Raw genomic sequence first — 22,223 nt, forward strand, 5'->3', positions numbered from 1 at the left:
CTCATACTTGCTGTATACAAGGCGTATACGCAACCGGGTCGGCGAGATTTTCCCGATCCGTAACAAGGGAAGAGGCGACGTGACCGCTCTGGAGTTCGAGATCATCGGCGAGGACACCCTCGTGACCGTCGACGTGCAGCACCTCTACAACGCCGGATACGCCGGGCGCGACCAGGCGGCCGTGCGTCACCACATCGACGAGCTCGCCGAGCTCGGGGTGCCGGCGCCCGCCACGACGCCGTCGCTGTACCCGGTGTCGTCCTACCTCGCCCGTCAGAGCGACGGCGTCGAGGCGCAACACGAACGCACCTCGGGCGAAGCGGAGTGGGGCATCGTCGTTGCCGGTCCGTCCGTCGACGACGTCCTGCTGACCGTGGCATGCGACCACACCGACCGCGCCCTCGAGGTGCACGGAGTCGCCTGGAGCAAGAACGCGGGCCCGGACATGCTGGGACGGCGCGCCTGGAGGCTGTCGTCGCTGGGTGAGCGCGTCGATGACCTGCGCCTGCGCGCCTGGGTCGGCGCCGATCGGACCCTGATCCAGGATGGCCGCGCGGGAGACCTGCTGTCGCCGAACTACTGGCTCGACGTGCTCGCGGAGCGGGGCGAGCGCGAGGCGGGCGTCGTCCTCATCTCGGGCACGATTCCGATGATCGCCGGTGTCGACCAGTTCTCCGACCGCTGGGAGGTCGAACTGCTCGACGAGGCGACGGGCGAGGCCGCGGTGGTTCGCTACGACGTCGCGCGCATGCCCGCGCCCATCGGCTGAGCGCGGGAACGGGGCCCGGGCGTGATGCCCGAGCCCCGCTCGCTCATGCGATTCGGTTCGGTTCAGGGAACCGGCGTGAGCACCACCTGATCGACGAACGCCGTCGCGTCTCCCGAAGCCGCCGAGCCGCGGAAGGTGATCTGGCGATCCCCCGCGGGCACGGTGAACGTGGGGGAGGTGTGCGCGGTGAACGTCGCCGTCGGAGGAGCGAAGCTGTCGACCACCACTCCGTCCACGAGCACCTGGATCGTCTGCACCGCGCTGTACCCGGGGCGACGCGACGCCTGGTAGCTGAGCGTGTAGTCGCCCGCGGCCATGTCGAGCGTCTGCGCGAACGAGCCGTGCTGGCCGTCGCGCGACTGCAGTAGGGCGGTCTGCGTCCCCTCCGGTGCGGTGGGGGCGCCGAAGGCGCTGCCGTTGTGCTGGATGCCGCTGCGCCCGACGAACGACCATCCCTCGGTGAAGGGAGCGGACTTGACGCCCGTCGTGGCGGGAGCCTCGAATCCCGTGTTCTGCAGCTGCGCCGGCTCCGGCGCGACAGGGGCCTCGATGCGTACGGCGTCCAGGAACGCGGTGCGGTCTCCCGACGGTGCCGTGGCACGGAACGTCAGCGTGTGCCGGCCGCCGTCGGAGGTGAAGGCGGGAGTCCGCTTGGTCTCGTACGAGCTCGTCGAGCCGACCGTGAACGAGCCGATCACGGTGTCGTCGTAGAGCACGTCGAAACTCTGCGCGGGGTAGCCCGACCGGCCGGAGAGGGCGAAGACGACCTGGTACTCCCCGGCCGGGAACGCCGCCTCCTGCGAGATGGTGCCCTGGACCCCGGCATCCGTCTTCAGATAGCCGACCTGCTGGCCCTCGGACGGGGTGGGGGGGCCGAGGGGGCCCTGGCCGTTCTGGATGCCGGAGCGGCTGTTGAAGGTCCACCCGTTCGTGAAGGGTCCGGTCTTGGACTTCGTGCCCGCGGGCTTCTCGAAGCCCGCGTTCGTGAGGGTCACCAGCGGGTACGAGGACGGCAGCTCGGGGCTGACGTAGCAGCGTTGCGTGCCGTTCGGGTTCGGGTCGCCGAGCGTCGCGGTGTCGCACGAGACAGGTCCTGTCTTCGCCTGATAGGTGAACAGTCCATCGCCGCCGAAGGCGACGCTCTGCTGACCGGAGAAGAAGCACGTTCCGCCCTCGTTCGCGCAGAGGGTGTACCCGTCCGGACCCTGGGAGACCCCGCCGACCTTGAACAGCCGGCTGGTGATGCCCGAGGCCTGCTTACCGGTGGCGAAGGCCGCGGCGCGGTACAGCTTCGTCGAACTCTCCGAGAGGATGAGCGGTCGCTCGTACAGCGTCGAGCTCGCCGTGGGGGCCGAGCCATCGGTGGTGTAGCGGATCTGCGCTCCCGCGGTCGGCGTCGACAGGGTCAGCACCTCGGACCCGGCGTACACACCGCTGTCGAGGTCGAACTGCACGGGGTCGACACGGCTCGACGTGAGTTGCGGGGTCACCGTGACCCGCGCGACGGCCGACGACGACGGGTCGGCCGTACTGGTCGCTCGCACCGCGATCGGCCGTTCGGAGTCGACGACGGGCGGGGTGAAGACACCGGTGCTGGAGATCGAGCCGTTGCCCGTACCGTCGACCGACCAGGTCACGCCGGGCGCACCGTCGAGCACGTCGGCGGTCAGCTGCAGCGTCGAGCCTGACGCGACCGACGGGTCCACGTCGCCCAGACGCACCTGCGTCGCGGGGGCTGCGGTCGTGTAGATAGCGAAGGAGTAGCCGGCTTCGAGGTCGTCGGAGAAGCTCGTGCCCGCCGGAACCGTGGCCGAGACGGTCGGCAGCAGCGCGTTCTCGTCGGGCACCACGTCGTTGTCGTACACGACGCGGTGGAAGTCCTTGTTCACCGCCGTGCCGCCGAAGTCGACCGTGAGGTCGGTCGGAGCGGTTCCCTTGGACTCAACCAGCACGGTGTATTCGCCCGCGGCGTCTCGGAAGGCGGCCGTGCGCACATCCGCGGTCGACGATGTCGACTGCAGCACCTGGCTGTGCGCGGGGATGTAGCGGTTGAGGAGCCCCGCAGACGAGAACGTCTTGCGCGGCTCGAGGCCGAGGGGGAGGGCGTCCCACATGTTGTAGGTGCCGTTGGTGTCGCCGTCGGGGTCGACGGTCCACGTGCCGTTCAGCTGCCACACCAGCAACGAGTGCAGGCCGAGGTTCGCGCCCGCGATCACGTAGTTGGCGTAGCCCGAGTCCCACCCGCTGGCGTTGTCGTCGGACCAGCCGAACTCCGACATGTTCACCGGCTTGCCGCCCGCGACGCTCTTGCGGGCGTTGATGCTGGCGGGCACCGAGCCGTACGAGTCGCCGTAGGTGTGGAAGCTGTACTGGTCGAACGCGTCGCCGCCGTTCTGGGCCATGTAGCTGGTCCAGGCGGGCGCGCCGGTCTCTTCCGGGCCCCAGATCTCGACCTCGTCGCGCAGGCCGTCGGCCACCAGGCGCTGATGGATGGCCTGAGCCATCTGCACGTATGCGGCCTGCTGGTCGCCGGGAGCCTCGAAGTCCCAACTGCCATTGGGCTCGTTGTAGTACGTGAGGTACTTGACGTTGTCGTAGCCGCGGACGTTCTTCAGCTGGTCGATGAGGGCGGAGGCGGATGCCGCGTACGCGGCGTTGTCGTTGGGCGCGCTCGTCCACGGGTCGACGCCCGGGATCGGGAACCAGTCGTGGACGGTCGAGCCGACCTTCCACCCGAAGTTGAGCTCGATGTCGGTGCCCGCCGCTTTGAAGGCGTCGAGATAGCGGTAGAACGCCTTCATCCGGTCGCTGTCCCACGTGTAGACGCCCTTCTCCGGCTCCATCCAGTCGATCTGGAACCAGACGCGGGCGACCTTGGGGCGGATGGTGGCGATGCGTTCGGCATCGATCGCCCAGTCCGCGTCGCTGTACCCGAAGCCGCGCGAGCGCTCCATGAGAGCGGAGGGGATGACGTTCACCCCGATGCCGAGGAAGTCGTCCTGCACCACGGTGCCGGTGTCGATCGAGACGGTCGCGGTGGTGTCGGCGGCGGCGGATGACACGCTGCCTGCGACGGCGAGCGAGGCGATCACCGCGCCGGTGGTCGTCAGCGCCGTCCAGCGGCGCAAGGGGCGGGGGGCTCTCATGGGACTCCGTCGTCTCGTGGGGTGTGGACCGCGAAATGTAGTTCAACTACCTTGAGGGTGTACGACAGAGGGTAAAACGCGCCGAATGATGCGCACAAGGGGGCTGGGAAAGGTAGCGAAGGTAGTCGAGCTACCGGATCGCTCGTGCGCGGTGCGAAGTCGTGCGGCGCGGGCGCCAAGCGTGATGCGGAAGGGAGGAGATCCGGCGAGGGGAGGACGATCTCGGCGCGAGGGTCCTCCGGTCGCTGATTCTCCTCCGCTCGGCACGCCGCTGCGTCGCCCGGAAGGCGCGCCGCGCCGCAGATCAGGAGGCGACGAGGCGCAGGGCTCCGGATGCCGTGGTCTCGAGGCGCACGGCATCCAGTCCGTCGATCACGAGGTCGGCGGCCACGAGGTCTTCTTCGGCTGTCGTGCCGGTCAGGGCGAGCACGGTGCACCCGGCGGCGCGGGCCGCGGCGATGCCGGCGGGGGCGTCTTCGACGACGAGGCAGCGTCGCGGATCGACGCCCAGGCGCGTGGCGGCCGTGAGGAACGGTTCGGGGTGGGGTTTGCCGTGGACGACGTCGTCCACGGTGACGAAGACCTCCGGTGCGTCGAAGCCTGCGGCGGCCAGCCGCGCGCTCGCGATCGGCACCGAGCCCGAGGTCACGATCGCGCGACGCGCGGCCGGCACGGAGGCGAAGAAGGGGGCGGCGCCGCGGATGGGCGCGAGGCCCGTGGCATCCGTCACCTCGAGGTCGGTGACGTGGGCGATCGCCTCGGCGTGGCGCTCGTGCGGGAGCAGGATGCCGACGAGGGTGCGCGCGGGCTGTCCGTGATTGGCGTGCAGGGCTTCCATCGGCACGTCGAAGTGTTCGGCGAAGCGCCGCCACGACCGCACGACCGACGCCGTCGAGTCCACGAGCGTGCCGTCGAGGTCGAACAGCACGGCATCGAACTCGCGTGCGAAGATCGCCGCGTCGGTCGGGATGGGGCGGCGGAGCCCGAGTGCGGGGAGGACGCGGGCGAGCTGCTGGGCGGTCGACAGCTCGGCGTCGACGGTCATCACCTCGATCGCAGGGGTGACGCGGGCCGTCTCGGGGCGGTGTGCATCGCGCGCGGCCCCGCGTGACGAGCGCCGCGATGCCAGCACGGCGGGGTCGCCGTCGACGTGGACGACGTACGGTTCGGCGGGGGCCAGGGCGCGGCGCAGATCCTCCCACTCGACGCCGCCCGTGAGCTCGGCGGTGAAGGGGGCGACGACGACGACCCGACCGGCGGTGGACAGGGCATCGGCCGCGGTGGCGCGCAGCGCCGCGTAGCGTCCGGCACGGATCGCGGGGGCGTGCGGCGAGGTGAGCCAGTGTCCGCCGACGGCGCTTTCGGGGAGGACGTCGAGGAGGGGGGTCGTGACGCTGTCGAGATCGACGAGCGGGGCGCGCAGGGTCTCGGCAATGGCGCGTCCCAGGGTGCTCTTGCCGCTTCCCGCGGTGCCGGCGACGACGACGGCGAGCGAATCGGGTATTTGACACGACGACGGCATACCCCCACCATAGACGTAGCAAGTCACCGGTGTCATGCTTGAAATTCCGGGACTCGAAGAAGTTCCGGAAAGGACGGCCGCTCATGCGAGACACCGGTGACATGATCTCGGGGTCAGCGCGCCTGCACGGCGGCATCGACCTGGGCAGCACCGCGATCAAGATGCTCGTCATCGACGACGACGGTGCCGAGGTCGCCGGCGCCCAGGTGCCCACGCCGTGGCGCGTCGGACAGGGTGGGACGACCGACATCGACGCCGCGGACCTGCTCGCGGCTGTGCGCGCGCTCGTGGACCTCGTGGATGCCGAGCTGCTCGCTGTGACATCGGAGCCGCTGGCCTCGCTCGCGGTCGCCGGCATGGGGGAGACCGGCATCCTGATCGACGTCGACGGTGAGGCTGTCGGACCGGGCTTCGCGTGGTTCGATCCTCGTGGTCTCGACCAGATCGACGCGTTCCCCGCCGCCGTGCGCGACGAGTTCGCCGGACGCACGGGGCTCCCGCTCGGCGCGCAGGTGAGCGTCGCCAAGCTCGCGTGGCTGCGCGATCAGGGCGTCGAGCTGACGGGTCTCCGCTGGCTCGACCTCCCCGAATTCGTCGTCGCGGCGCTCGGAGGAGACGTCGCCCTCGAGCTCTCCCTCGCGTCGCGCACCGGGCTCATCGACCAGGACTCCGGCGCGGCGTGGCCCGCGATGCTCGACGCGCTCGGCGTCTCCGCTGCCCTGCTTCCTCCGCTGCGCGGGGGAGGAACGCCGTGGGGCGTGGCATCCGGGGCGTTCGGCCCACGCGTGGACGGGGCGGCCCTGACGGTCGCCGGTCACGACCATCTCGTCGCCGCCCAGGCCAACGGGACCCTGGATGCCGACGGCTACCACGTCTCCCTCGGCACCGCCGAAGTGCTGCTGCGCGTGCTGGACGCTCCCCTCGGATACGACGCCCGTCAGCGCCTCGCCGACGCCCTCATCAACGAGGTGCGCCACGTCGTTCCCGGCAAGCACGTTCTCGTCGCCGGGGTCAAGACGGGGCTGCTGTTGCGTCGGGTGCTGCACGCGGCCGGCATCAGCGACCGCGCGGGCCGCGACGCGCTGGACGAGGCGGTGATGGCGCTGCCTCTCGACGGCGAATTGCCACCCGGTGCGATCGAGGTGAGGGGCGCCCGCAACGACGACGGCGTCTTCCGCCTGACCCTGCACACTGAAGCCTCACCGGCCGAGATCTTCGGCGCGGCCCTTCGCCACAGCAACGACGAGATCGCCCGGCTCATCGCGGCCATGGACCGCGAGGTGGCACCGGCGACCCACTCCACGCTCACCGGCGGCTGGGCCGGAATGGCCTCCGTCCGCCGCGCGCGCGCCCACGCGCTGCCCGACCTCATCCTGTCCGCCCGCGAGCAGGACGTCGCGTACGGAGCCGCCGACGTGGCGCGTCGCCTCGTCTCGGCATCCGTCCCCTCCTGACCCGCCCGCTCCCACCGACTCCCGCGCCGCCGCGCGAGCAGACCCCAGAGAAGAGAGATCATGAACGAACTCACCACGCTCGAGCGCCGCGCGCTCCAGTCGATCAGCACCCCCGACGGCCACATGCTCATCGTCGCCGCCGACCAGCGCAACGGTATGAAGGCCGCCATCAAAGACGCCCCGAACGGCTCCGACGCGATCTCGCGCGACGAGCTCGCCGCGGTCAAGGCCGACCTCGTCCGTCACCTCGCCAACCACGCGCCCGCGATCCTGCTCGACCCCGAGGTCGCCCTGCCGCAGATCGTCGACGACGGTGTGCTGGATCGCGAGACCGGGCTCGTCGTGGGCCTCGACGCCTCGGGTTTCGAGACCGTGGACGGTCTGAAGTACACCCGCTTCGTGCCCGGGGTGACCCCGCGCACCGTGCGCGACATGGGCGGCTCGGTCGCCAAGATGCTCTACTACACGCGCCCCGACAAGCAGGATGCCGACTCCCGCGTCGCCCGGGAGATCCGCGACCTCGTCGCCGCGTGCGAGGCCGAGGGGCTGCTGCTCATCGTCGAGTTGCTGACCTATCAGCTCGAGGGTGAGAGTGACGAGGAGTACCGCGAGAAGTTCGCCGATCTCGTCGTCGACGGTGCGGCTCTCGCCGTGGCCTGCGGAGCGAAGATCCTCAAGCTGCAGTACCCGGGCTCGGCCGAGGCGAGCGCGCGCGTGACCGAGGCCGCGCAGGGCGTGCCGTGGGCCGTGCTGTCGGCCGGTGTCGACCACGAGACCTTCATCGAACAGGTGCGGACGGCCGTCGCCCACGGCGCGTCGGGGGCGATGGCGGGCCGGTCGCTCTGGAAGGACAGTCTCTCCATCGACGCCGACCGTCGTGAGGAACTGCTCTCGGGCCGTGCGCTGCCTCGCCTGCGCGAGCTGGCGGACGCGGTCGACGGCCGCTGACGTGACCCCCCTCGCCCGGCACCGGCCGGTCTTCCCGCGGGTGCACGCGGGGGACGGATGCCGCGCTGCCGGGCGGGCGGGATCGGCCACCGCGCGCACCCGCGTCGGGGCCGAATCGGACGGCGGCGGCGGGCGGATAGGGTTGCACGTCGAAGCCCCCACTCGTCCACGTCCCGGAGGTGCCTCGTGACCACGATGCGCGACGTCGCCCAGCGCGCGGGTGTGAGCACCAAGACCGTGTCGCGGGTGTTCAACGACGATCCGCACGTGCTGCCCGAGACCCGAGCCCTCGTCGAGACGGCGATGCGCGAGCTGAACTACGTGCCGAACGCCCTCGCGACCACCTTCCGCGCCGGTCGCGCGTCGGTGATCGGGGTCGCGGTGCCCGACGTCGTCGACCCGTTCTTCGCCGCGATCGCGCGATCGGTCGAAGACACCGCGCGCCGGCACGGTCTCTCCACCCTCGTCACGAGCCTCGGGGAAGATCCGGCGGACGAGCGTCCCGCGCTGGAGTCCTTGCTCGGGCGCCAGCTGACCGGCCTCGTCATCGCTCCCGTCGGCACCGATCACTCCTGGCTCGAGCGGTGGCGCGGTCACACCCCGATCGTGTTCGTCGACCGGGCTCCCGCGGGACTGCTCACCGACACCTTCACCGAGAACGACGAAGCCGGGGCCCACCTCGCCACGACCCATCTGCTCTCGCACGGGCACCGCCGCATCGCGTACCTCGGCGACATGGTCCACCTGTCCACCGAGACGAAGCGCGTGGAGGGCTGGCGCCGCGCCCTGCGCGAGGCCGGAGTCGAGATCGACGAACGTCTCGTGGCCTCGCAGGTCTCGGATCGCGAGTCTGCGGCATCCGCCCTCGCCGGTCTTCGTGCGCTCGACGAGCCGCCCACCGCGATCTTCTCGGCCAACGCCCGGTCGTCGATGGCGCTCGTGCACGTGCTGCGAGGTGCGCCGATGCCGTTCGTGGGGTTCGGCGACTTCCCCATGGCCGACACGCTCACCCCCTCGGTCACGGTGATCGACCAGGATCCGCGCCGCATCGGCGCGCTCGCCGCCGAGCGGGTGTTCGCGCGTCTCGAGCCCGACGCGGGCCTCGGTCTCGACGAGGTCACCGTCATCGACGTGTCGCTCATCGAGCGGGAGTCCTGCCGGCTCTGATCTGGCCGCGTCATCCGGCCCCGCCGTGCGCCCGGTGACGAGCGGAGGACGAGGGGCGAGCGGAGGGCCGAGGCGCCAGATGCGTCCTCCCTCCGTCCCTGCCCCTCCGCTCGTCACGCGTCCCCGCGCCCGTGCGTCCTCCCCCTGCCCCGGCCGCTTCGTCGGTCAGGCGCGGCCTGACGCACATCGACCCGGGTAGGGCAAGCGCCCCGGGTCGGGCCGCCGCGCCCGATAGAAACGGAAGGGACCGACGCCACCGCTCCCGAGAAGAGGGCTCCGATGACGACCTTCCCGCCCACGCCGCGCCGCACCGAGACCGGGGCGGGGGTGACATCGTGAGACTCACCGACACCAGCGACCTGTGGTGGAAGACCGCGGTCTTCTACAACCTCGACGTCAAGACGTACCTGGATGCCGACGACGACGGCATCGGCGATCTCCGGGGCCTCGCCCAACGCCTCGACCACCTGGCCGAACTCGGCGTGACGTGCCTCTGGCTCGCGCCGTTCTACCCGTCGCCCCAGCGCGACAACGGCTACGACATCGAGGACTACTACGGTGTCGACCCCCGCTACGGCTCGCTCGGCGACATGGTCGAGGTGCTGCGTACGGCCCACGACCGCGGTATGCGGGTGATCGTCGACCTCGTCGTCAATCACACCTCCGACCAGCATCCGTGGTTCCAGGACGCCCGAACGAGCCCGGACAGCCGCTATCGGCACTTCTACCAGTGGCGCGACGAGGTGCCCGACGACGCTCCCGCCAGCATGTTCCCCGACGTGGAGGACGGAGTGTGGTTCTTCGACGAGACCGCAGGTCAGTACTACAAGCACTCCTTCTACCGGCACCAGCCCGATCTCGCCACCGACCACCCCGAGGTCCGGGAAGAGATCGCCAAGGCGATCGGCTTCTGGCTCGAACTCGGTATCGACGGCTTCCGCGTGGATGCCGTGCCATTCCTCATCGACGGCGACGACGGACCCGAGCACGAGTTCTTGCGCGAGCTCCGCGGATACGTCTCGCGCCGTCGCGGCCACGCCATGATGCTCGGCGAGGTGAATCTGCCCTACGACGAGCAGATGCGCTTCTTCGGTGACGCCGACGGTGACGAGTTGACGATGCAGTTCGACTTCGTCGCCAATCAGCGGCTCTACCTGGCCCTCGCGCGACAGGATGCCACTCCGCTGCGCGAGGCGCTCACCTCGCGCCCCCAGATCGCCCGCGGCAATCAATGGGGCAACTTCGTCCGCAATCACGACGAGCTGACGCTCGACCAGCTCAGCGAGACCGAGCGCGAGGAGGTGTTCGCAGCCTTCGCACCCGAGGCGGGCCAACGCATCCACGGCCGCGGGATCACTCGGCGCCTGCCGTCCATGCTCGAGGGCGATCCGCGCCGCATCCGTATGGTCTACAGCCTCATCTTCTCGCTCCCCGGCGCGCCCGTGCTGTACTACGGCGAGGAGATCGGGATGGGGGAGAACCCCGAGATCGAGGGCAGCCGCGCGGCGGTGCGCACGCCGATGCAGTGGACCAGCGCCCCCGACGGCGGTTTCTCCCACGCTGCGGACGGAGATCTCGTCGCCCGGCTCGTCCCCGGCGGCTTCGCGCCCGAGCACGTCAACGTCGCGCAGCAGCGCCACGACCCCGACTCGATGCTGCGGTTCGTGCAGAATCTCGTTCGGCACTACCGGGCCTCGCCCGAGATCGGGTGGGGGGAGCTCGGCATCCTGGATCAGCCCCACGGCTGCGTGCTCGCGCACTCGGTCACGAGCGAGCTCGGGATGTTCGTGGCCGTGCACAACTTCGCCCCCGACGGGCGCACCTTCCGTCTCGAGATCGACGGGGCGGATGCCGAGGGCTGGAGCGTCGTCGACCTGCTGAGTGACACGGAGGGCGCGGTGGTCGTCGACGCGGGCGGGTTCGAGGTGACCCTGGACGGATACGGGTACCGGTGGTGGCGTGTCATTCGTCCGGGGGAGCGGCGGATCGCCTGACTCTGGCTCGACGGAGCGGGCGCGGCGTCCCCCAATGCCGCCGCGCCCGCTGGCGAGAACAAGGGAGTGCCCCGCGTCGTCCGACGCGAGCGAGTGTCGGAGGAGTCGGGGGCCTCACACCATGTCTCGTCCTCATCCAAGCACAGGGGATTGTAAATAGCACTGTCTCATTCACGTAAATACGAACAGGGGGACGTTCATGCGGGTCGTCTACGATCGAAGCCGTGGGTCGCGGCGCTGTCGGACCGCCCTCTCGGTACTCCCGGCGAGTGGTGGCGAATGTGGATCGCCTGCGGAAGGCGAAAGGGCTCACCGTGGGTGAGCTCATCGGTCGCGCCGGAATGACGAAGAGCTACTACCAGTCGCGCGCGGGCTTCTCCCTGCCGTACAACACCAACGACATCGAAGCCCTCGCCGTCGCCCTCGGCGTCGCCCCCGAGGAGCTCGCGAGCCCCGAGGCGGCTCCCCGCGTCGCGATGCGCGTGCCCACCGTCGCCGTCGCCGACCGCGTACGTCGGCTGATCGGCAGCCACGACGCCACCGAAGACGACCTCCTCGCGCACCTGACGGACCTCGACCCGGAGGCCGCGGTCGGGGCGCGCGAACTGCTCACCTCGACGACGAACACGGTGGTCGTCGACGAGGAGGTGCTCCGGCTCATCACGCAGTGGGCCGACGTGCCGGTGGAGTACCTCATCGACTACACCGACGACTCCCTGACCGACCGGACCGAGGCCGAGCTCGAACTCCGCGAGGCGATGCGCGAGGCCGGTGCGCAGAGCATCCAGTTCCGCGCTCTCGGGCAGATGTCGCCCGACGCGCTGCGCGCCATCGCGCACTCCCTGCGAGCCCGGCCGTCGACTTCATGACCGGTCGCGCGGGGGGCGGGCGATGACGGCGTCGGACGAGATGCTCGCTCGGGTGCAGGCGCGCGTCGACCGCGCCCTCGCGCGGACGACGCTGGTTCCGGGGACGACGTTCGACGACGTCGTCCGTGCGGTCGAGCGCGCGATCGGCATCCGCCTCACCGTCGTCGCCGAGGCGGACACCGCGATGTGGGGCACGCTGACCGGCTTCCTCGCCTATTTCCCCGAGCGCCGTGAGGGCACGATCCACGTGCGCGGCGCCGACGCTGCCGTGTACCGCGAGTTCGCGGCCTCGCACGAGCTCGGCCACCTGCTCGACGACGCCCACTGCTGCGGGGCTGTGCACCAGCGCTCGTCGGTCTCGCCGCACGCGAACCCTGCGCTCAGCGCCCCCGAGATCGAGGCCGAACTCGTGGCCGAGCACATCGCGCACGCCATCGCCCGTCTCATGTACGCCAGCCCGAGGGTCGAAGAGCTGTCGTGGTGACCACGATCCTCATCGACGCGGCGCTGGTCGGCCTCCTCCTCGTCGTGATCGCCCGCGCCCGTGTGGCCTGGCATCAGCCGCGAGCGCGCATCGCCTGGCTCGCCGCGCTCCTCGGCGTGATCGCCCTCCTCACCCAGGGCACGGTCGTGCCCCTTCCCGCGATGGATGCGGTGCTGGGCGGAACGAACATCCTCAAGCTCGTCCAGAACGTGCTCACGATGGTCGCGTTGTGGCTCGGCATCCAGGCCGGGACTGCGCCCGCAGCGGCGCGCATCCGAGCCCTCCGGTGGGGATTCCCCCTGACGCTCGCTGTCGTTTTCGCGATCGTCTTCTTCGTCGCGATGCCCGAGCGCGGACCGTCGTCGTTCCTGTTCCTCGAGACGGCGGCGGCGACGTCGACCGGAGCGTGGGCCTACGGCGTGCTCCACATGGCCGGGATCGCCCTCGTCGGTGTGCTGCTGTACCGGTCGGCGCGCGGATCGCTTCCCGTCATCCGACGGCTGTTCCGGGTGGGGGCCCTCGGGATCGTCCTGGGGTGTCTGAGCGAGATCGTCGACCTCACCCTCACGCGCTTCTTCGTTCCGAACGCGGTCGTGAGCGCGCTGTTCGACCCCCTGTTCTATCTCGGCGTCGTGTCGTTCGTGGTGGGGATCTTCGGGGCGTCTCGCGCCACCGCGGCGATCCGGCGCCGGGGTCAGACCCTGCTCGAGCGCGTGGAGACTCTCGCCCGCGATCGTGCGGTGAGCGATCCGAGCAGGTTCGGCCGCTCGGCGAATCTCGACACTCGGCTGCACACCCTCCGTGTCGCCGTCGAAGACGAGGCGATCGCCACCGCCACACCGTTGACCCGGGAGCAGCGCGCGCTCCTCGACGACGTCGACGCCCACCTCACACGCCGAACCACGGGAGCACGCGCATGATCCGCCGCCTCATCGTCACCGCGGGCGTCACCGCGGGCGTCGCCGCCGCCGCGGCCTCGACCCTGCACCTCGCGCTCGGCGGCTACGTCGCCCGGCGGCTGATCGCCCCACGGGCGGCCAAACCGTTCGTGCCCCTGAAGATCGAGGGCGACACCGTGTCGGTACCGGCCACCGATGACAGCAGGCAACCCGGAACCTACGGCATCTGGCTCGACGACGGCGCCCACCTCACGGTCGGCGAGATCGTTCGTGTCGACCGTGATCGCGTCGTGCGGTCGCTCATCGCGCGCCCCGAGGGAGTCGCCGAGGGCATGGTCCGGGGGGCCTGGACTTCGCAGACGATCGCCGCGCCGGAGGCCGTCGGTCCGACCCGGCACGTCGCGATCCCGCTGCGACGGGGAGGAAGCGCCGACGCGTGGGTGATCGGTGACGAGGATGCCGACCGCTGGACGATCCACGTGCACGGACTCCGGTCGAGTCGCTCCGGGGCGCTGCGCTCGGCCCCCGCCGCGGGCGAAGCGGCCTGGACATCACTGGTCGTGTCGTACGCCGGCGACGACGAGGCCGCGCCCGCCGACACGCTCCCGTCGTCGCTGGGCACACGCGAGTGGCGCGACGTCGACGACGCGATCTCGTACGCGGTCGAGCACGGTGCCCGCGAGATCGTGCTCGTCGCGTGGTCGATGGGGGCGACGATCGCGATGCTGGCGCTCGAGCAGTCGCACCATCGCGAGGCGATCGTGGGCCTCGTCCTCGTCGCGCCGGCGCTGGACTGGAGCCGCATCGTCGCCCGCGCCGTCGCCGGCGTGCACCTGCCGGCCTCGGTCGGCACGGTGGCGTTGCGGGTCCTGGGCAGCCGTCTCGGCGCGCGGGCCCTCGGGCTCATCGAGGCCGTGGACGCCCGGGCGCTGAACTGGGTCGACGGGCCGCGGCCCGCGCCGCAGCTCCCGACGCTCATCGTGCACAGCCTGCGCGACCCCGTGGTGCCGGTCACGGGGTCGATGGCCTTCACCGCGCGGCATCCGGGATCCACGCTCGTCGCGTTCGACACCACCGGTCACTGCAACGAGGCGAACCAGGATCCTGAGCGGTTCCGCGAGGCGATCGCCGGGTTCTTGCGGGGGCTGCCGGACGCGTGAGTCGCGCGGCGCCACCCGCGACGCGCTCATGGCTCAGGAGGCGATGACCTCCTGGATCGCGCCGCGGGCACCCCGCTCTGCCAACGACACCCGGGCGGCGAGGTAGGCCTCGCGAAGGCGCGTGTTCTGACCGAGGTCGCCGAAGACGGGCGCGTAGTCGAGGAGGGAGGCGGGGTCGTCGGTCACGATCGCGCGCAGCTCCTCGAGGCGGTTGTCGACGGCGGGCGTCGGCTCGCCCGCCTCCGTGCGTCCCTCGAGGAAGACGCTCCAGGCCGCCAGCACCAGGGCCGCGTGGTCGAGAGGGCCGCCCGCGGCGAGCTGATCACGCACGACCGGGAGGAGGAACTTCGGCAGCCGGTCGGAGCCGTCGACGACCTGGCGTGCGAGAGTGTCGCGGATCGCCTCGCTGCCGAAACGCTCGATGAGCTGGTCGCAGTACGCGTCGAGATCGATGCCCGGCACCGGCCGCAGCGTCGGGATCGCCTCGGCGTGCATGTAGCCCTGCAAGAACGAGACGAACAGGGGGTCGGTGCACACCTCGTGCACGTACTCGGCGCCGGAGAGGATGCCGAGGTAGCTCATCGCCTGGTGCGACGCGTTGAGCAGGCGCAGCTTCATCAGCTCGTAGGGCTCGACGTCGTCGACCAGCTGCACGCCCACTTCGTCGAACGGCGGCCGACCGGCGGAGAACGCGTCCTCGAGCACCCATTGCTCGAACGACTCCGACCGTACGGGCCAGCGATCCCGGATGCCGAACTCGTCGGCGACCGCGGCCCGGGTCTCGTCCGTGGTGACGGGTGTGATCCGATCGACCATGGAGTTCGGGAACGACACGTTCGCTCCGATCCACGCGGCGAGCTCGGGATCGCGGCGCTCGGCGAATCCGAGCAGAGCGGCGCGGGCGACGTGGCCGTTGCCCTGGATGTTGTCGCACGACATGACCGTGAACGCCGGGATGCCGGCATCCCGCCGCCGTCGCAGACCCTCGGCCAGCAGTCCCATGACGCTGCGCGGGGCGGTAGCGCCATCGAGGTCGGCGAGGGTGAGCTCGTCGCGCGGGGCGTAGGTTCCGGTCGCGTCGTCGATGCCGTAGCCGCCCTCGGTGATGGTGAGCGAGACGATCGCGGTATCGGGGTCGGCGAGCTTCGTGACGACGGCCTCGGGGTCGTCGGGGGCGAAGAGGTACTCGACGATCGAGCCAATTACGCGGGCGGTCGAGGTGCCGTCGGGAGTCGTCGTGACGAGGGTGTACAGGTCGTCCTGCGCCGCCAGCGCGTCGCGCATCGGGGCGTCGAACGACAGGACGCCGATACCGCACAGGCCCCACTCGGTGTGTCCGGCCTCGAGCAGCCGGTCGAGGTACATCGCCTCGTGCGCGCGGTGGAAGCCGCCGACGCCGACGTGCACGATCCGCGCCCGCACGGCCGCGCGGTCATACGTCGGGACGGACACGTTCGCCGCGAGGGAGGGGAGAGCGGCGGCGGTGAGGTCGGTCATGCGGGTCTCCCTGGGGTGGGGCGGTGGAAGAGGGGGCCCGGTCCCTTCGACGGGCTCAGGCACCTGCGTGCGCGTGAGGCGGCGGGCCGCCGGTTGCGTGAGCGCGGTGGCTGAGTCTGTCGAAGCCTCCGGGCGGAGGGCGGATGCCGGGACCCCGACGCGCGCGCGAGGGTCCCGGCATCCGGGATCGTTCAGCAGCTGGACTTGTAGACCGCGTCCTTGCCGTCGGTGGTGATGTTGTCCTTGGTGAGGATGGTGAAGCCGGTCTGGATCTTGGCTTCGGTGGACTCGCCCTTCAGCGCGGCGATGGCCTGCTTGACGCCGTCGGAGCCGATGGTGGCGGGCTCCTGCGCGACGAGGGCCTGGACGGTGCCGGCTTCGAGGGCCTTGACCTGGGCGGGGCCGGCATCGAAGCCGACGATGGTGACCTGGCCCTGCTTGCCCGCCTGCTGGACGCCGGTGGCGGAGCCCTCGGCGGCGAACAGGTTGGCGGCGAAGATGCCGACGATGTCGGGGTCCTTCTGCAGGGCGGCGGTGACGATCTCGGCGGCGGTGGAGGGCTCGTTGTGCGAGTACTGCACGCCGACCGAGGTGAACTTCGAGTCCTTCTTCACGGCGTCTTCGAAGCCCTGGGCGCGGGCGTCCGTCGTCGACACGCCCGGGTCGGTGGAGACGACGAGCACCTTGCCGCCGTTGGGGTTGGCCTTCTGGATCGCCTCGAAGGCCGCGGCGCCGCCGCCCTCGTTGTCGGAGGAGATCTGCGAGACCGCACCGGAGGGGTCTTCGAGGGTGGTGTCGACGAGGACGACCTTGATGCCCGCGGCCTCGGCGGCGGCGATCGGCGCCTGCATGGCCGACACGTCGGTGGGGGCGATGAGGAGGGCGTCGGGCTTGGAGGCGACGACGGCGTCGACGATGGGCTTCTGCAGGGTCGGGTCGAACTTCTCGGGGCCCTGGGTGGTGACGGTGGCGCCTTCGGTCTTCGCCTCGGCTTCGATGCCGCACTGCATGGAGATGTAGAACTCATCTCCCGCGACGCCCTGCACGAACGCGATCTTGTAGCCCCCGTCGGCACCGCCCGACGCGCCGCCGGAGGCAGCACCGCCGGAACAGCCCGCGAGGGTCAGGGTCGCCGCCATGCCGAAGACCGTCAGTGCGGTCGCCTTCTTGTTCCACTTCATTGTGATCACCGTTCTTGTTGTCGGGTTTGTGAGGGGTGCGGGAAAGGGATGCCGCCGCGGCTCAGCCGCGCCGACCTCCGCTGAGGAACTTGCGCCAGAGGCCCTGCGAGTTGCCGCGCAGAGCGGCGGAGCGGCGGACCTGGTCCACGTACACGGCGGCGATCAGCACGGCGCCGACGGCGACCTGCTGCCAGAACGGCTGCACGCCGGTGATGACGAAGCCGTTCTGCAGCACCGCGGGGATGAACAGGCCGACGACGGTGCCCATGATCGTGCCGACGCCGCCGAAGAGCGAGGTGCCGCCGATGACGACGGCCGCGATGACGTTCAGGTTGGTCTGCGACTGCCCCGCGATCGCGGTCGTGGAGAACTGGGAAAGCGACAGGATGCCACCGAGCCCGGCCAGGGCGCCGGAGATCGTGTAGATCTTGATCAGCTGTGCGTCGACCTTGACGCCCACGCGACGGGCGGCGATCTCGCTCGACCCCACGGCCAGCGTGTACAGGCCGAAACGGGTGTAGTGCAGCACGATCGCCCCGATCACGACCACGACGAGCGCGATGACGCTGATGATCGGGACCGATCCGAAGACGTTGCCGTAGCCGATCGAGACGGTGAGCACGGTGGGGACGTCGCGGATGTCGACGCCGCCGGTGAGGATCTGCGCGAGGCCGAGGGCCATACCGAGGGAGCCGAGGGTGACGATGAGCGGGGGGATCTTCGCCTTCGCGATGAGGAACCCGTTCAGCAAACCCCAGCAGATCCCGCTGAGGACGGCCACCACGATACCGACGGTGGCCACGCCCCAGCCCTCTCCGCCCATCGCCCGCATGACCAACGCCGACACGACGCCCGAGAACACGAGGACGGAGCCCACCGACAGGTCGATGCCGGCGGTGATGATGACGTAGGTCATTCCCACCGCGAGGACGGCGAGGATCGAGGCGTTCTGGATGATGAGGCGGAAGTTCGTCCACTGGGCGAATGATTCCGGCGCCAGGATGCTGAAAACGATGATGATCGCGACCAGCACCAGGAGGATCTGGAACGCCTGGGTGCGCAGGACGGCGCGAAGCGGGTTGACCTTCTGATTGTCGAAGGTGCCGATCGCGACGGTCTCGGTCGGCGGGGTCTGGGTGCTCACTGGGAGTCGTCCTTCGTGACGGCGCCGGTCATGAGTCCGACGAGTTCTTCCATGGAGGTGTTCTTCGCGCTCACGTTCGCGACACGAGTGCCCAGGCGCAGCACCTGGATGCGGTCCGACACGTCGATGACGTGGGGCATGGAGTGCGAGATGAAGACGACCGCGATGCCCTTGTCGCGGACGCGCCGGATCGTCTCGAGCACGTTCTTCGTCTGACGCACGCCGAGGGCGGCGGTGGGTTCGTCGAGGAAGACGACGCGCGACGCCCAGTGCACGGCGCGGGCGATCGCGATCGCCTGGCGCTGACCGCCCGACATCTCGCCGACGGGGGAGGTGAGCGAGCGGACGGTGGCCCCCAGCTCGTCGAAGGCCTTCCGCGACGCGGTGGCCATGTCCTTGGTCTTCATGAACCCGAGGGCTCCGGCGAGACCCGGGCGGCGGATCTCGCGGCCGAGGTACATGTTCTGGACGGGGTCGAGGTGGGGGGCGAGAGCGAGGTCCTGGTAGACGGTCTCGATGCCGAGGCTCGAGGCGACCTGCGGGTTCGACATGTCGACGGGGGAACCGTCGAAGCGGATCTCGCCTTCGTCGACGGCGAGGTTGCCCGAGAGAGCCTTCACGAGCGTCGACTTGCCGGCACCGTTGTCGCCGATCAGGGCGGTGACTTCGCCGGGGTAGACCTCGAAGTCGACGTTGTTGAGGGCTCGGACGGATCCGAATTGACGCGACAGACCCCGCGCCTGCAGCACGGGCACGGTCGTGGTGGTGCTCATGAGGAAGCTCCTTCGTGGTGGCCGATGCCGCCGGCGGGGGCGTCGGAGACGGTGACGATCAGGTGGGCGCGATGGCGCCCGCGTTCGACGACGACGGCGTTGCGCTCGTCGACGTCGCGGACCCAGGCGGTGGCTTCGTCGTGGGGGTGGCCGTGGGAGAGGCGGCGAGCGACGAGGCGCTCCCGGCGGGAGGCCGGGTCGATGTCGAGGAACCAGACCTCGTCGAGCCGGGATGCCACGGCATCCCATCCGAAAGCATCGTGCAGCAGATAGTTGCCCTCGGTGATGACCAGGGGGACGGCGGCGGGGACGAGGATCGCCGAGCCGATCGACTCCTCGAGGCCGCGGTCGAAGCGTGGGGCGTAGACGGCGTGACCCGCGCGGATGCGGTCGAGCAGCGCCACGTACCCGTCGACGTCGAACGTGTCAGGGGCACCCTTGCGCTCCCGGCGTCCGAGGCGCGCGAGCTCTTCGTTGGCCAGGTGGAAGCCGTCCATGCCCACGAGGATCGCGTCGTCACCGAGAGCGGCGAGCAGCGCGTCGCTGACGGTCGACTTTCCGGCGCCGGGGGTGCCGGCGATACCCAGCACGCGACGCTCGCCGACCGCCGCGAGGGCCCGGGCGCGGTCGACGAGATCGTCGAGGCGCACGTCCGCGGCGGAGGTCGTCGCGTCGGGTTCCGAGGTGTGGGTCACAGCGGTGTGGTCCTTCCGGGCGGCGCCGCACATCGGAGTGCTGCGTCGGTGAAGCGGTGTCGGTGGGGGCCCACCGGGGTCGAACTTCCGGTTACGGTATGCCCATCATGACACCGGTGTCAACACCCGTGATCAATTCGTCATGACACCGAAGTCATCCGCGTGATTCTGTGGTTATCATGGGCTGCGACGACACCGATGTCGTCCACACCTCCAGGACCGCGAAAGAGCCTCCCCATGACCGAATTCACCGACCGCACCATCCTCGTCACCGGCGCCGGTGGCGGCATCGGAGGGGCCACCGTCCGCCACCTCGTCGCCGCCGGCGCGACCGTGCTCGCGGCGGGACGCACCGCCGACAGCGTCGTCGGGATCGCCGAAGAGACCGGTGCCGAGCCCATCGTGTTCGACCTCGAGTCGGAAGAGGAGATCCGCGACGCGATCGAGGGCCGCGACCTCTACGGCGTCGTCAACTGCGGCGGCTGGGGCGGCGAGATCGCGACCCCTATGGACACCGACATCGACGTGTTCGACAAGGTCATGAGCATCAACGCGCGCGGCTCGCTGCTGGTGACCAAGTACGCCTCGCGAGAGATGATCCGCGTCGGCAAGGGTGGTGCGATCGTCAACGTCTCGAGCCAGGCCAGCCTCGTGGCCCTCACCGGGCACATCTCGTACGGCTCCTCCAAGGCGGCGCTCGACAACATCACGCGCGTGTCGGCCCTCGAGCTCGGCGGCTACGGCATCCGCGTCAACAGCGTGAACCCGACCGTCGTCATGACTCCCATGTCGGCCTGGTACTGGGGACGCCCCGACATCGAGGGCCCCTTCCTCGAGGCCATGCCGCTGCACAAGTGGGCGACCGAAGACGATATCGCCGCCCCCATCGTGTTCCTGCTCAGCGACGGCGCCGGAATGATCTCGGGCGTCTCGCTGCCGATCGACGGTGGCTACTCGAGCCGTTGATCCCGGATGCCGCGGGGCGGCGTCGCGGTGGGCGGCGCCGCTTCGCGGTGACTGTCGCGCCGCCCGTCGCTTCACGTTCAGTGTCCAGAACACCCGGACGTTTTTCCGCGGCGTCCGGGTGTTCTGGACACTCGACGAGAGTCGCGAGGAGGCCCGGGGCGGCGGGGCCGGGGCCTCGACGAGAGGCGCGAGGAGGCCCGGGGCGGCGGGGTCGGGGAGCCTCGGCACGCCCTGGGTCACAGCCCGAGCGCGCGCCCGAGGAACTCGTTGCGGAAGACCCCGCGCGGGTCGGCCTCACGGGCCGCGGCGAGGAAGTCGTCGACCCGGGGAAGCGTCGCCCGCACGGCCTCGCCCGGCATGGTGAACGCCTTGCCCCAGTGCGGGCGGACGTCGAACGGCGCCAGGGCCGCTTCGATGTGTGGGAGCACGGCCAGGACGCCGCCGGTGTCGTTGCGCCAGGTGAAGTGGATCGCGAGGACGTCGCGCCCATACGCCGGGCTCAGCCAGAGCTCGTCGGCGGCGACGGTGCGCAGCTCCGTGACCAGCAGGTGCGCGTCGAACCTCGGCGCGATCGCCCGGACGGCCGCGAGGGCCGCGCCCGCTGACGCGAACGGCACGAAGTACTCGGACTGGATCTCGTCCCCATCGCTGGGCAGGGCGTCGGCACGGAAGTGCGGCAGACGCGTGTGCCAGGGACCGGCGGTTCCGCGCGGGGTCGTGTTGTCGACGGTGCGGATGCGCCCGAGGTGGATGTCGTCTCCGACGGGGCGGCCGCCGAGATCTTCCACCCACCCGGGTTCCCCGGCGTCGCTCTTCGCCCACACGAGGTCGTGGGCCGGATCGCCCCACGTGGTGAAAACGCTCACGCTGCGGGATCCGCCGAACACACGCTCGGGGTCGCCCGCGATGTCGTCCCAGGCGACGCCGGTGTACGCCTGCTGGGTCACCTCGTAGGTGGGCTCCGTCTGCAGTTCGAGGGCCGTGACGACGCCGAACGCGCCCACCCCCAGAGCGGCGGCGGGGAACCACTCGTGCGCCTGATCGATCCGGTGCGTATGGCCGTCGGCATCCATGATCTCCAACGCTCGGACGGCGCTCGACAGGTTGCCGTTTCGCAGGCCCGAGCCGTGCGTGCCGGTGGCGGCGGCCCCCGCGGCCGAGATGTGCGGGAGCGAGCCGAGGTTGTGCAGGGCGCGACCCTCGGCCTCGATGACAGGCGCGAGCTGCGCGAACGTGACGAGGCCCTCGACGCGGACGCGGTCGTCGACGAGGGCGACGCGAGTGGGGAGGCGCTCGAGCGACACGAGCGCGGCCTCGGAGTCGGCGATGTCGTTGAAGGTGTGCCGCGTCGCCTGGACCCGGAGGGCGTCGGCGGATGCCACGACCTCGGCGAGCTCATCGAGGTCACCGGGCAGGAGCACCTCGGTCGCGCGGTAGCGGTGGTTGCCCGACCAGGTGGTGCCGGCGTCGCGTCTTTGGGTCACGCCTCCATCCTGCACCGTGCCGCCGGCATCGTGGGCGGACGTCCCCGTCGCGTGACGACGGGAGGGGCGGG

General features: G+C 70.5%; 18 protein-coding genes. 10 read left to right on the plus strand and 8 right to left on the minus strand.

Annotated elements, in window-relative coordinates:
- The first annotated feature begins 79 nt into the window (after positions 1-79).
- The gene (locus PIR02_09375) at positions 80-769 is read left to right on the plus strand and encodes a DUF2848 domain-containing protein (GenBank protein ID WZH38864.1); all 690 of its coding nucleotides are present in this window, start codon (positions 80-82) and stop codon (positions 767-769) included.
- Between the two features lie 62 nt (positions 770-831).
- On the opposite strand, the gene PIR02_09380 is transcribed toward PIR02_09375, so the two are convergent.
- Together PIR02_09380 and PIR02_09385 are read right to left on the minus strand one after the other, a co-directional pair.
- Positions 832-3,915 (minus strand): chitobiase/beta-hexosaminidase C-terminal domain-containing protein, encoded by a 3,084-nt coding sequence (locus PIR02_09380; GenBank protein WZH38865.1) that lies wholly within the window; start codon positions 3,913-3,915, stop codon positions 832-834.
- A gap of 304 nt (positions 3,916-4,219) precedes the next feature.
- Complete coding sequence (locus PIR02_09385; protein WZH38866.1) at positions 4,220-5,437, minus strand: HAD-IA family hydrolase; 1,218 nt, start codon at positions 5,435-5,437, stop codon at positions 4,220-4,222.
- An 83-nt stretch (positions 5,438-5,520) separates the two neighbouring features.
- Here PIR02_09385 and PIR02_09390 point away from each other — a divergent pair, with 83 nt between their 5' ends.
- From PIR02_09390 to PIR02_09425, 8 genes are all read left to right on the plus strand, one after another.
- The gene (locus tag PIR02_09390; GenBank protein ID WZH38867.1) at positions 5,521-6,891 is read left to right on the plus strand and encodes an FGGY family carbohydrate kinase; all 1,371 of its coding nucleotides are present in this window, start codon (positions 5,521-5,523) and stop codon (positions 6,889-6,891) included.
- A 60-nt stretch (positions 6,892-6,951) separates the two neighbouring features.
- Entirely contained in the window at positions 6,952-7,839 is an 888-nt protein-coding gene (locus PIR02_09395) for a hypothetical protein (GenBank protein ID WZH38868.1), read from the plus strand.
- A gap of 195 nt (positions 7,840-8,034) precedes the next feature.
- On the plus strand, positions 8,035-9,006 hold the full coding sequence (locus PIR02_09400; protein WZH38983.1) for a LacI family DNA-binding transcriptional regulator: 972 nt from the start codon (positions 8,035-8,037) through the stop codon (positions 9,004-9,006).
- Positions 9,007-9,341: 335 nt separating this feature from the next.
- Positions 9,342-11,000: an alpha-amylase family protein gene (locus PIR02_09405; GenBank protein WZH38869.1), complete on the plus strand. Its 1,659-nt coding sequence runs from the start codon at positions 9,342-9,344 to the stop codon at positions 10,998-11,000.
- Positions 11,001-11,281: 281 nt separating this feature from the next.
- Complete coding sequence (locus PIR02_09410) at positions 11,282-11,869, plus strand: helix-turn-helix transcriptional regulator (GenBank protein ID WZH38870.1); 588 nt, start codon at positions 11,282-11,284, stop codon at positions 11,867-11,869.
- A gap of 22 nt (positions 11,870-11,891) precedes the next feature.
- Entirely contained in the window at positions 11,892-12,353 is a 462-nt protein-coding gene (locus PIR02_09415; protein WZH38871.1) for a hypothetical protein, read from the plus strand.
- Positions 12,347-13,273: a hypothetical protein gene (locus tag PIR02_09420; GenBank protein ID WZH38872.1), complete on the plus strand. Its 927-nt coding sequence runs from the start codon at positions 12,347-12,349 to the stop codon at positions 13,271-13,273. Before PIR02_09415 ends, PIR02_09420 begins: the two co-directional genes overlap by 7 nt.
- Positions 13,270-14,412 (plus strand): alpha/beta hydrolase, encoded by a 1,143-nt coding sequence (locus tag PIR02_09425; GenBank protein WZH38873.1) that lies wholly within the window; start codon positions 13,270-13,272, stop codon positions 14,410-14,412. The genes PIR02_09420 and PIR02_09425 overlap by 4 nt, the downstream gene beginning before the upstream one ends.
- Before the next feature lie 33 nt (positions 14,413-14,445).
- Here the strand turns inward: PIR02_09425 and PIR02_09430 are convergent, their stop codons facing one another.
- From PIR02_09430 to PIR02_09450, 5 genes are all read right to left on the minus strand, one after another.
- Entirely contained in the window at positions 14,446-15,909 is a 1,464-nt protein-coding gene (locus tag PIR02_09430; protein WZH38874.1) for a mannitol dehydrogenase family protein, read from the minus strand.
- A gap of 191 nt (positions 15,910-16,100) precedes the next feature.
- On the minus strand, positions 16,101-17,090 hold the full coding sequence (locus PIR02_09435; protein ID WZH38875.1) for an ABC transporter substrate-binding protein: 990 nt from the start codon (positions 17,088-17,090) through the stop codon (positions 16,101-16,103).
- Between the two features lie 61 nt (positions 17,091-17,151).
- Entirely contained in the window at positions 17,152-18,234 is a 1,083-nt protein-coding gene (locus tag PIR02_09440; protein ID WZH38876.1) for an ABC transporter permease, read from the minus strand.
- Complete coding sequence (locus tag PIR02_09445; GenBank protein WZH38877.1) at positions 18,231-19,007, minus strand: ATP-binding cassette domain-containing protein; 777 nt, start codon at positions 19,005-19,007, stop codon at positions 18,231-18,233. Before PIR02_09445 ends, PIR02_09440 begins: the two co-directional genes overlap by 4 nt.
- Positions 19,004-19,702 (minus strand): nucleoside/nucleotide kinase family protein, encoded by a 699-nt coding sequence (locus PIR02_09450; GenBank protein WZH38878.1) that lies wholly within the window; start codon positions 19,700-19,702, stop codon positions 19,004-19,006. Before PIR02_09450 ends, PIR02_09445 begins: the two co-directional genes overlap by 4 nt.
- Positions 19,703-19,939: 237 nt before the next feature.
- Between PIR02_09450 and PIR02_09455 the strand changes: the two genes are divergently transcribed.
- Positions 19,940-20,668 carry an SDR family oxidoreductase gene (locus PIR02_09455; protein WZH38879.1) on the plus strand — a complete coding sequence of 243 codons (729 nt, stop codon included), beginning with the start codon at positions 19,940-19,942 and terminating at the stop codon, positions 20,666-20,668.
- 236 nt (positions 20,669-20,904) lie between these two features.
- Here the strand turns inward: PIR02_09455 and PIR02_09460 are convergent, their stop codons facing one another.
- Positions 20,905-22,152 carry a D-arabinono-1,4-lactone oxidase gene (locus PIR02_09460; protein ID WZH38880.1) on the minus strand — a complete coding sequence of 416 codons (1,248 nt, stop codon included), beginning with the start codon at positions 22,150-22,152 and terminating at the stop codon, positions 20,905-20,907.
- Positions 22,153-22,223: the final 71 nt, after the last annotated feature.

The sequence above is a fragment of the Microbacterium enclense genome (genome assembly GCA_038182865.1).
Classification (GTDB): domain Bacteria; phylum Actinomycetota; class Actinomycetes; order Actinomycetales; family Microbacteriaceae; genus Microbacterium; species Microbacterium enclense_B.

What these genes read in the sequence shown, in the direction of transcription:
- PIR02_09390 (WZH38867.1), top strand. Translation starts at nt 5,521, where the DNA reads ATGCGAGACACCGGTGACATGATCTCGGGGTCAGCGCGCCTGCACGGC.
- PIR02_09445 (WZH38877.1), bottom strand. Translation starts at nt 19,007, where the DNA reads ATGAGCACCACCACGACCGTGCCCGTGCTGCAGGCGCGGGGTCTGTCG.
- PIR02_09395 (WZH38868.1), top strand. Translation starts at nt 6,952, where the DNA reads ATGAACGAACTCACCACGCTCGAGCGCCGCGCGCTCCAGTCGATCAGC.
- PIR02_09455 (WZH38879.1), top strand. Translation starts at nt 19,940, where the DNA reads ATGACCGAATTCACCGACCGCACCATCCTCGTCACCGGCGCCGGTGGC.
- PIR02_09430 (WZH38874.1), bottom strand. Translation starts at nt 15,909, where the DNA reads ATGACCGACCTCACCGCCGCCGCTCTCCCCTCCCTCGCGGCGAACGTG.
- PIR02_09435 (WZH38875.1), bottom strand. Translation starts at nt 17,090, where the DNA reads ATGAAGTGGAACAAGAAGGCGACCGCACTGACGGTCTTCGGCATGGCG.
- PIR02_09425 (WZH38873.1), top strand. Translation starts at nt 13,270, where the DNA reads ATGATCCGCCGCCTCATCGTCACCGCGGGCGTCACCGCGGGCGTCGCC.
- PIR02_09415 (WZH38871.1), top strand. Translation starts at nt 11,892, where the DNA reads ATGACGGCGTCGGACGAGATGCTCGCTCGGGTGCAGGCGCGCGTCGAC.
- PIR02_09380 (WZH38865.1), bottom strand. Translation starts at nt 3,915, where the DNA reads ATGAGAGCCCCCCGCCCCTTGCGCCGCTGGACGGCGCTGACGACCACC.
- PIR02_09385 (WZH38866.1), bottom strand. Translation starts at nt 5,437, where the DNA reads ATGCCGTCGTCGTGTCAAATACCCGATTCGCTCGCCGTCGTCGTCGCC.
- PIR02_09400 (WZH38983.1), top strand. Translation starts at nt 8,035, where the DNA reads ATGCGCGACGTCGCCCAGCGCGCGGGTGTGAGCACCAAGACCGTGTCG.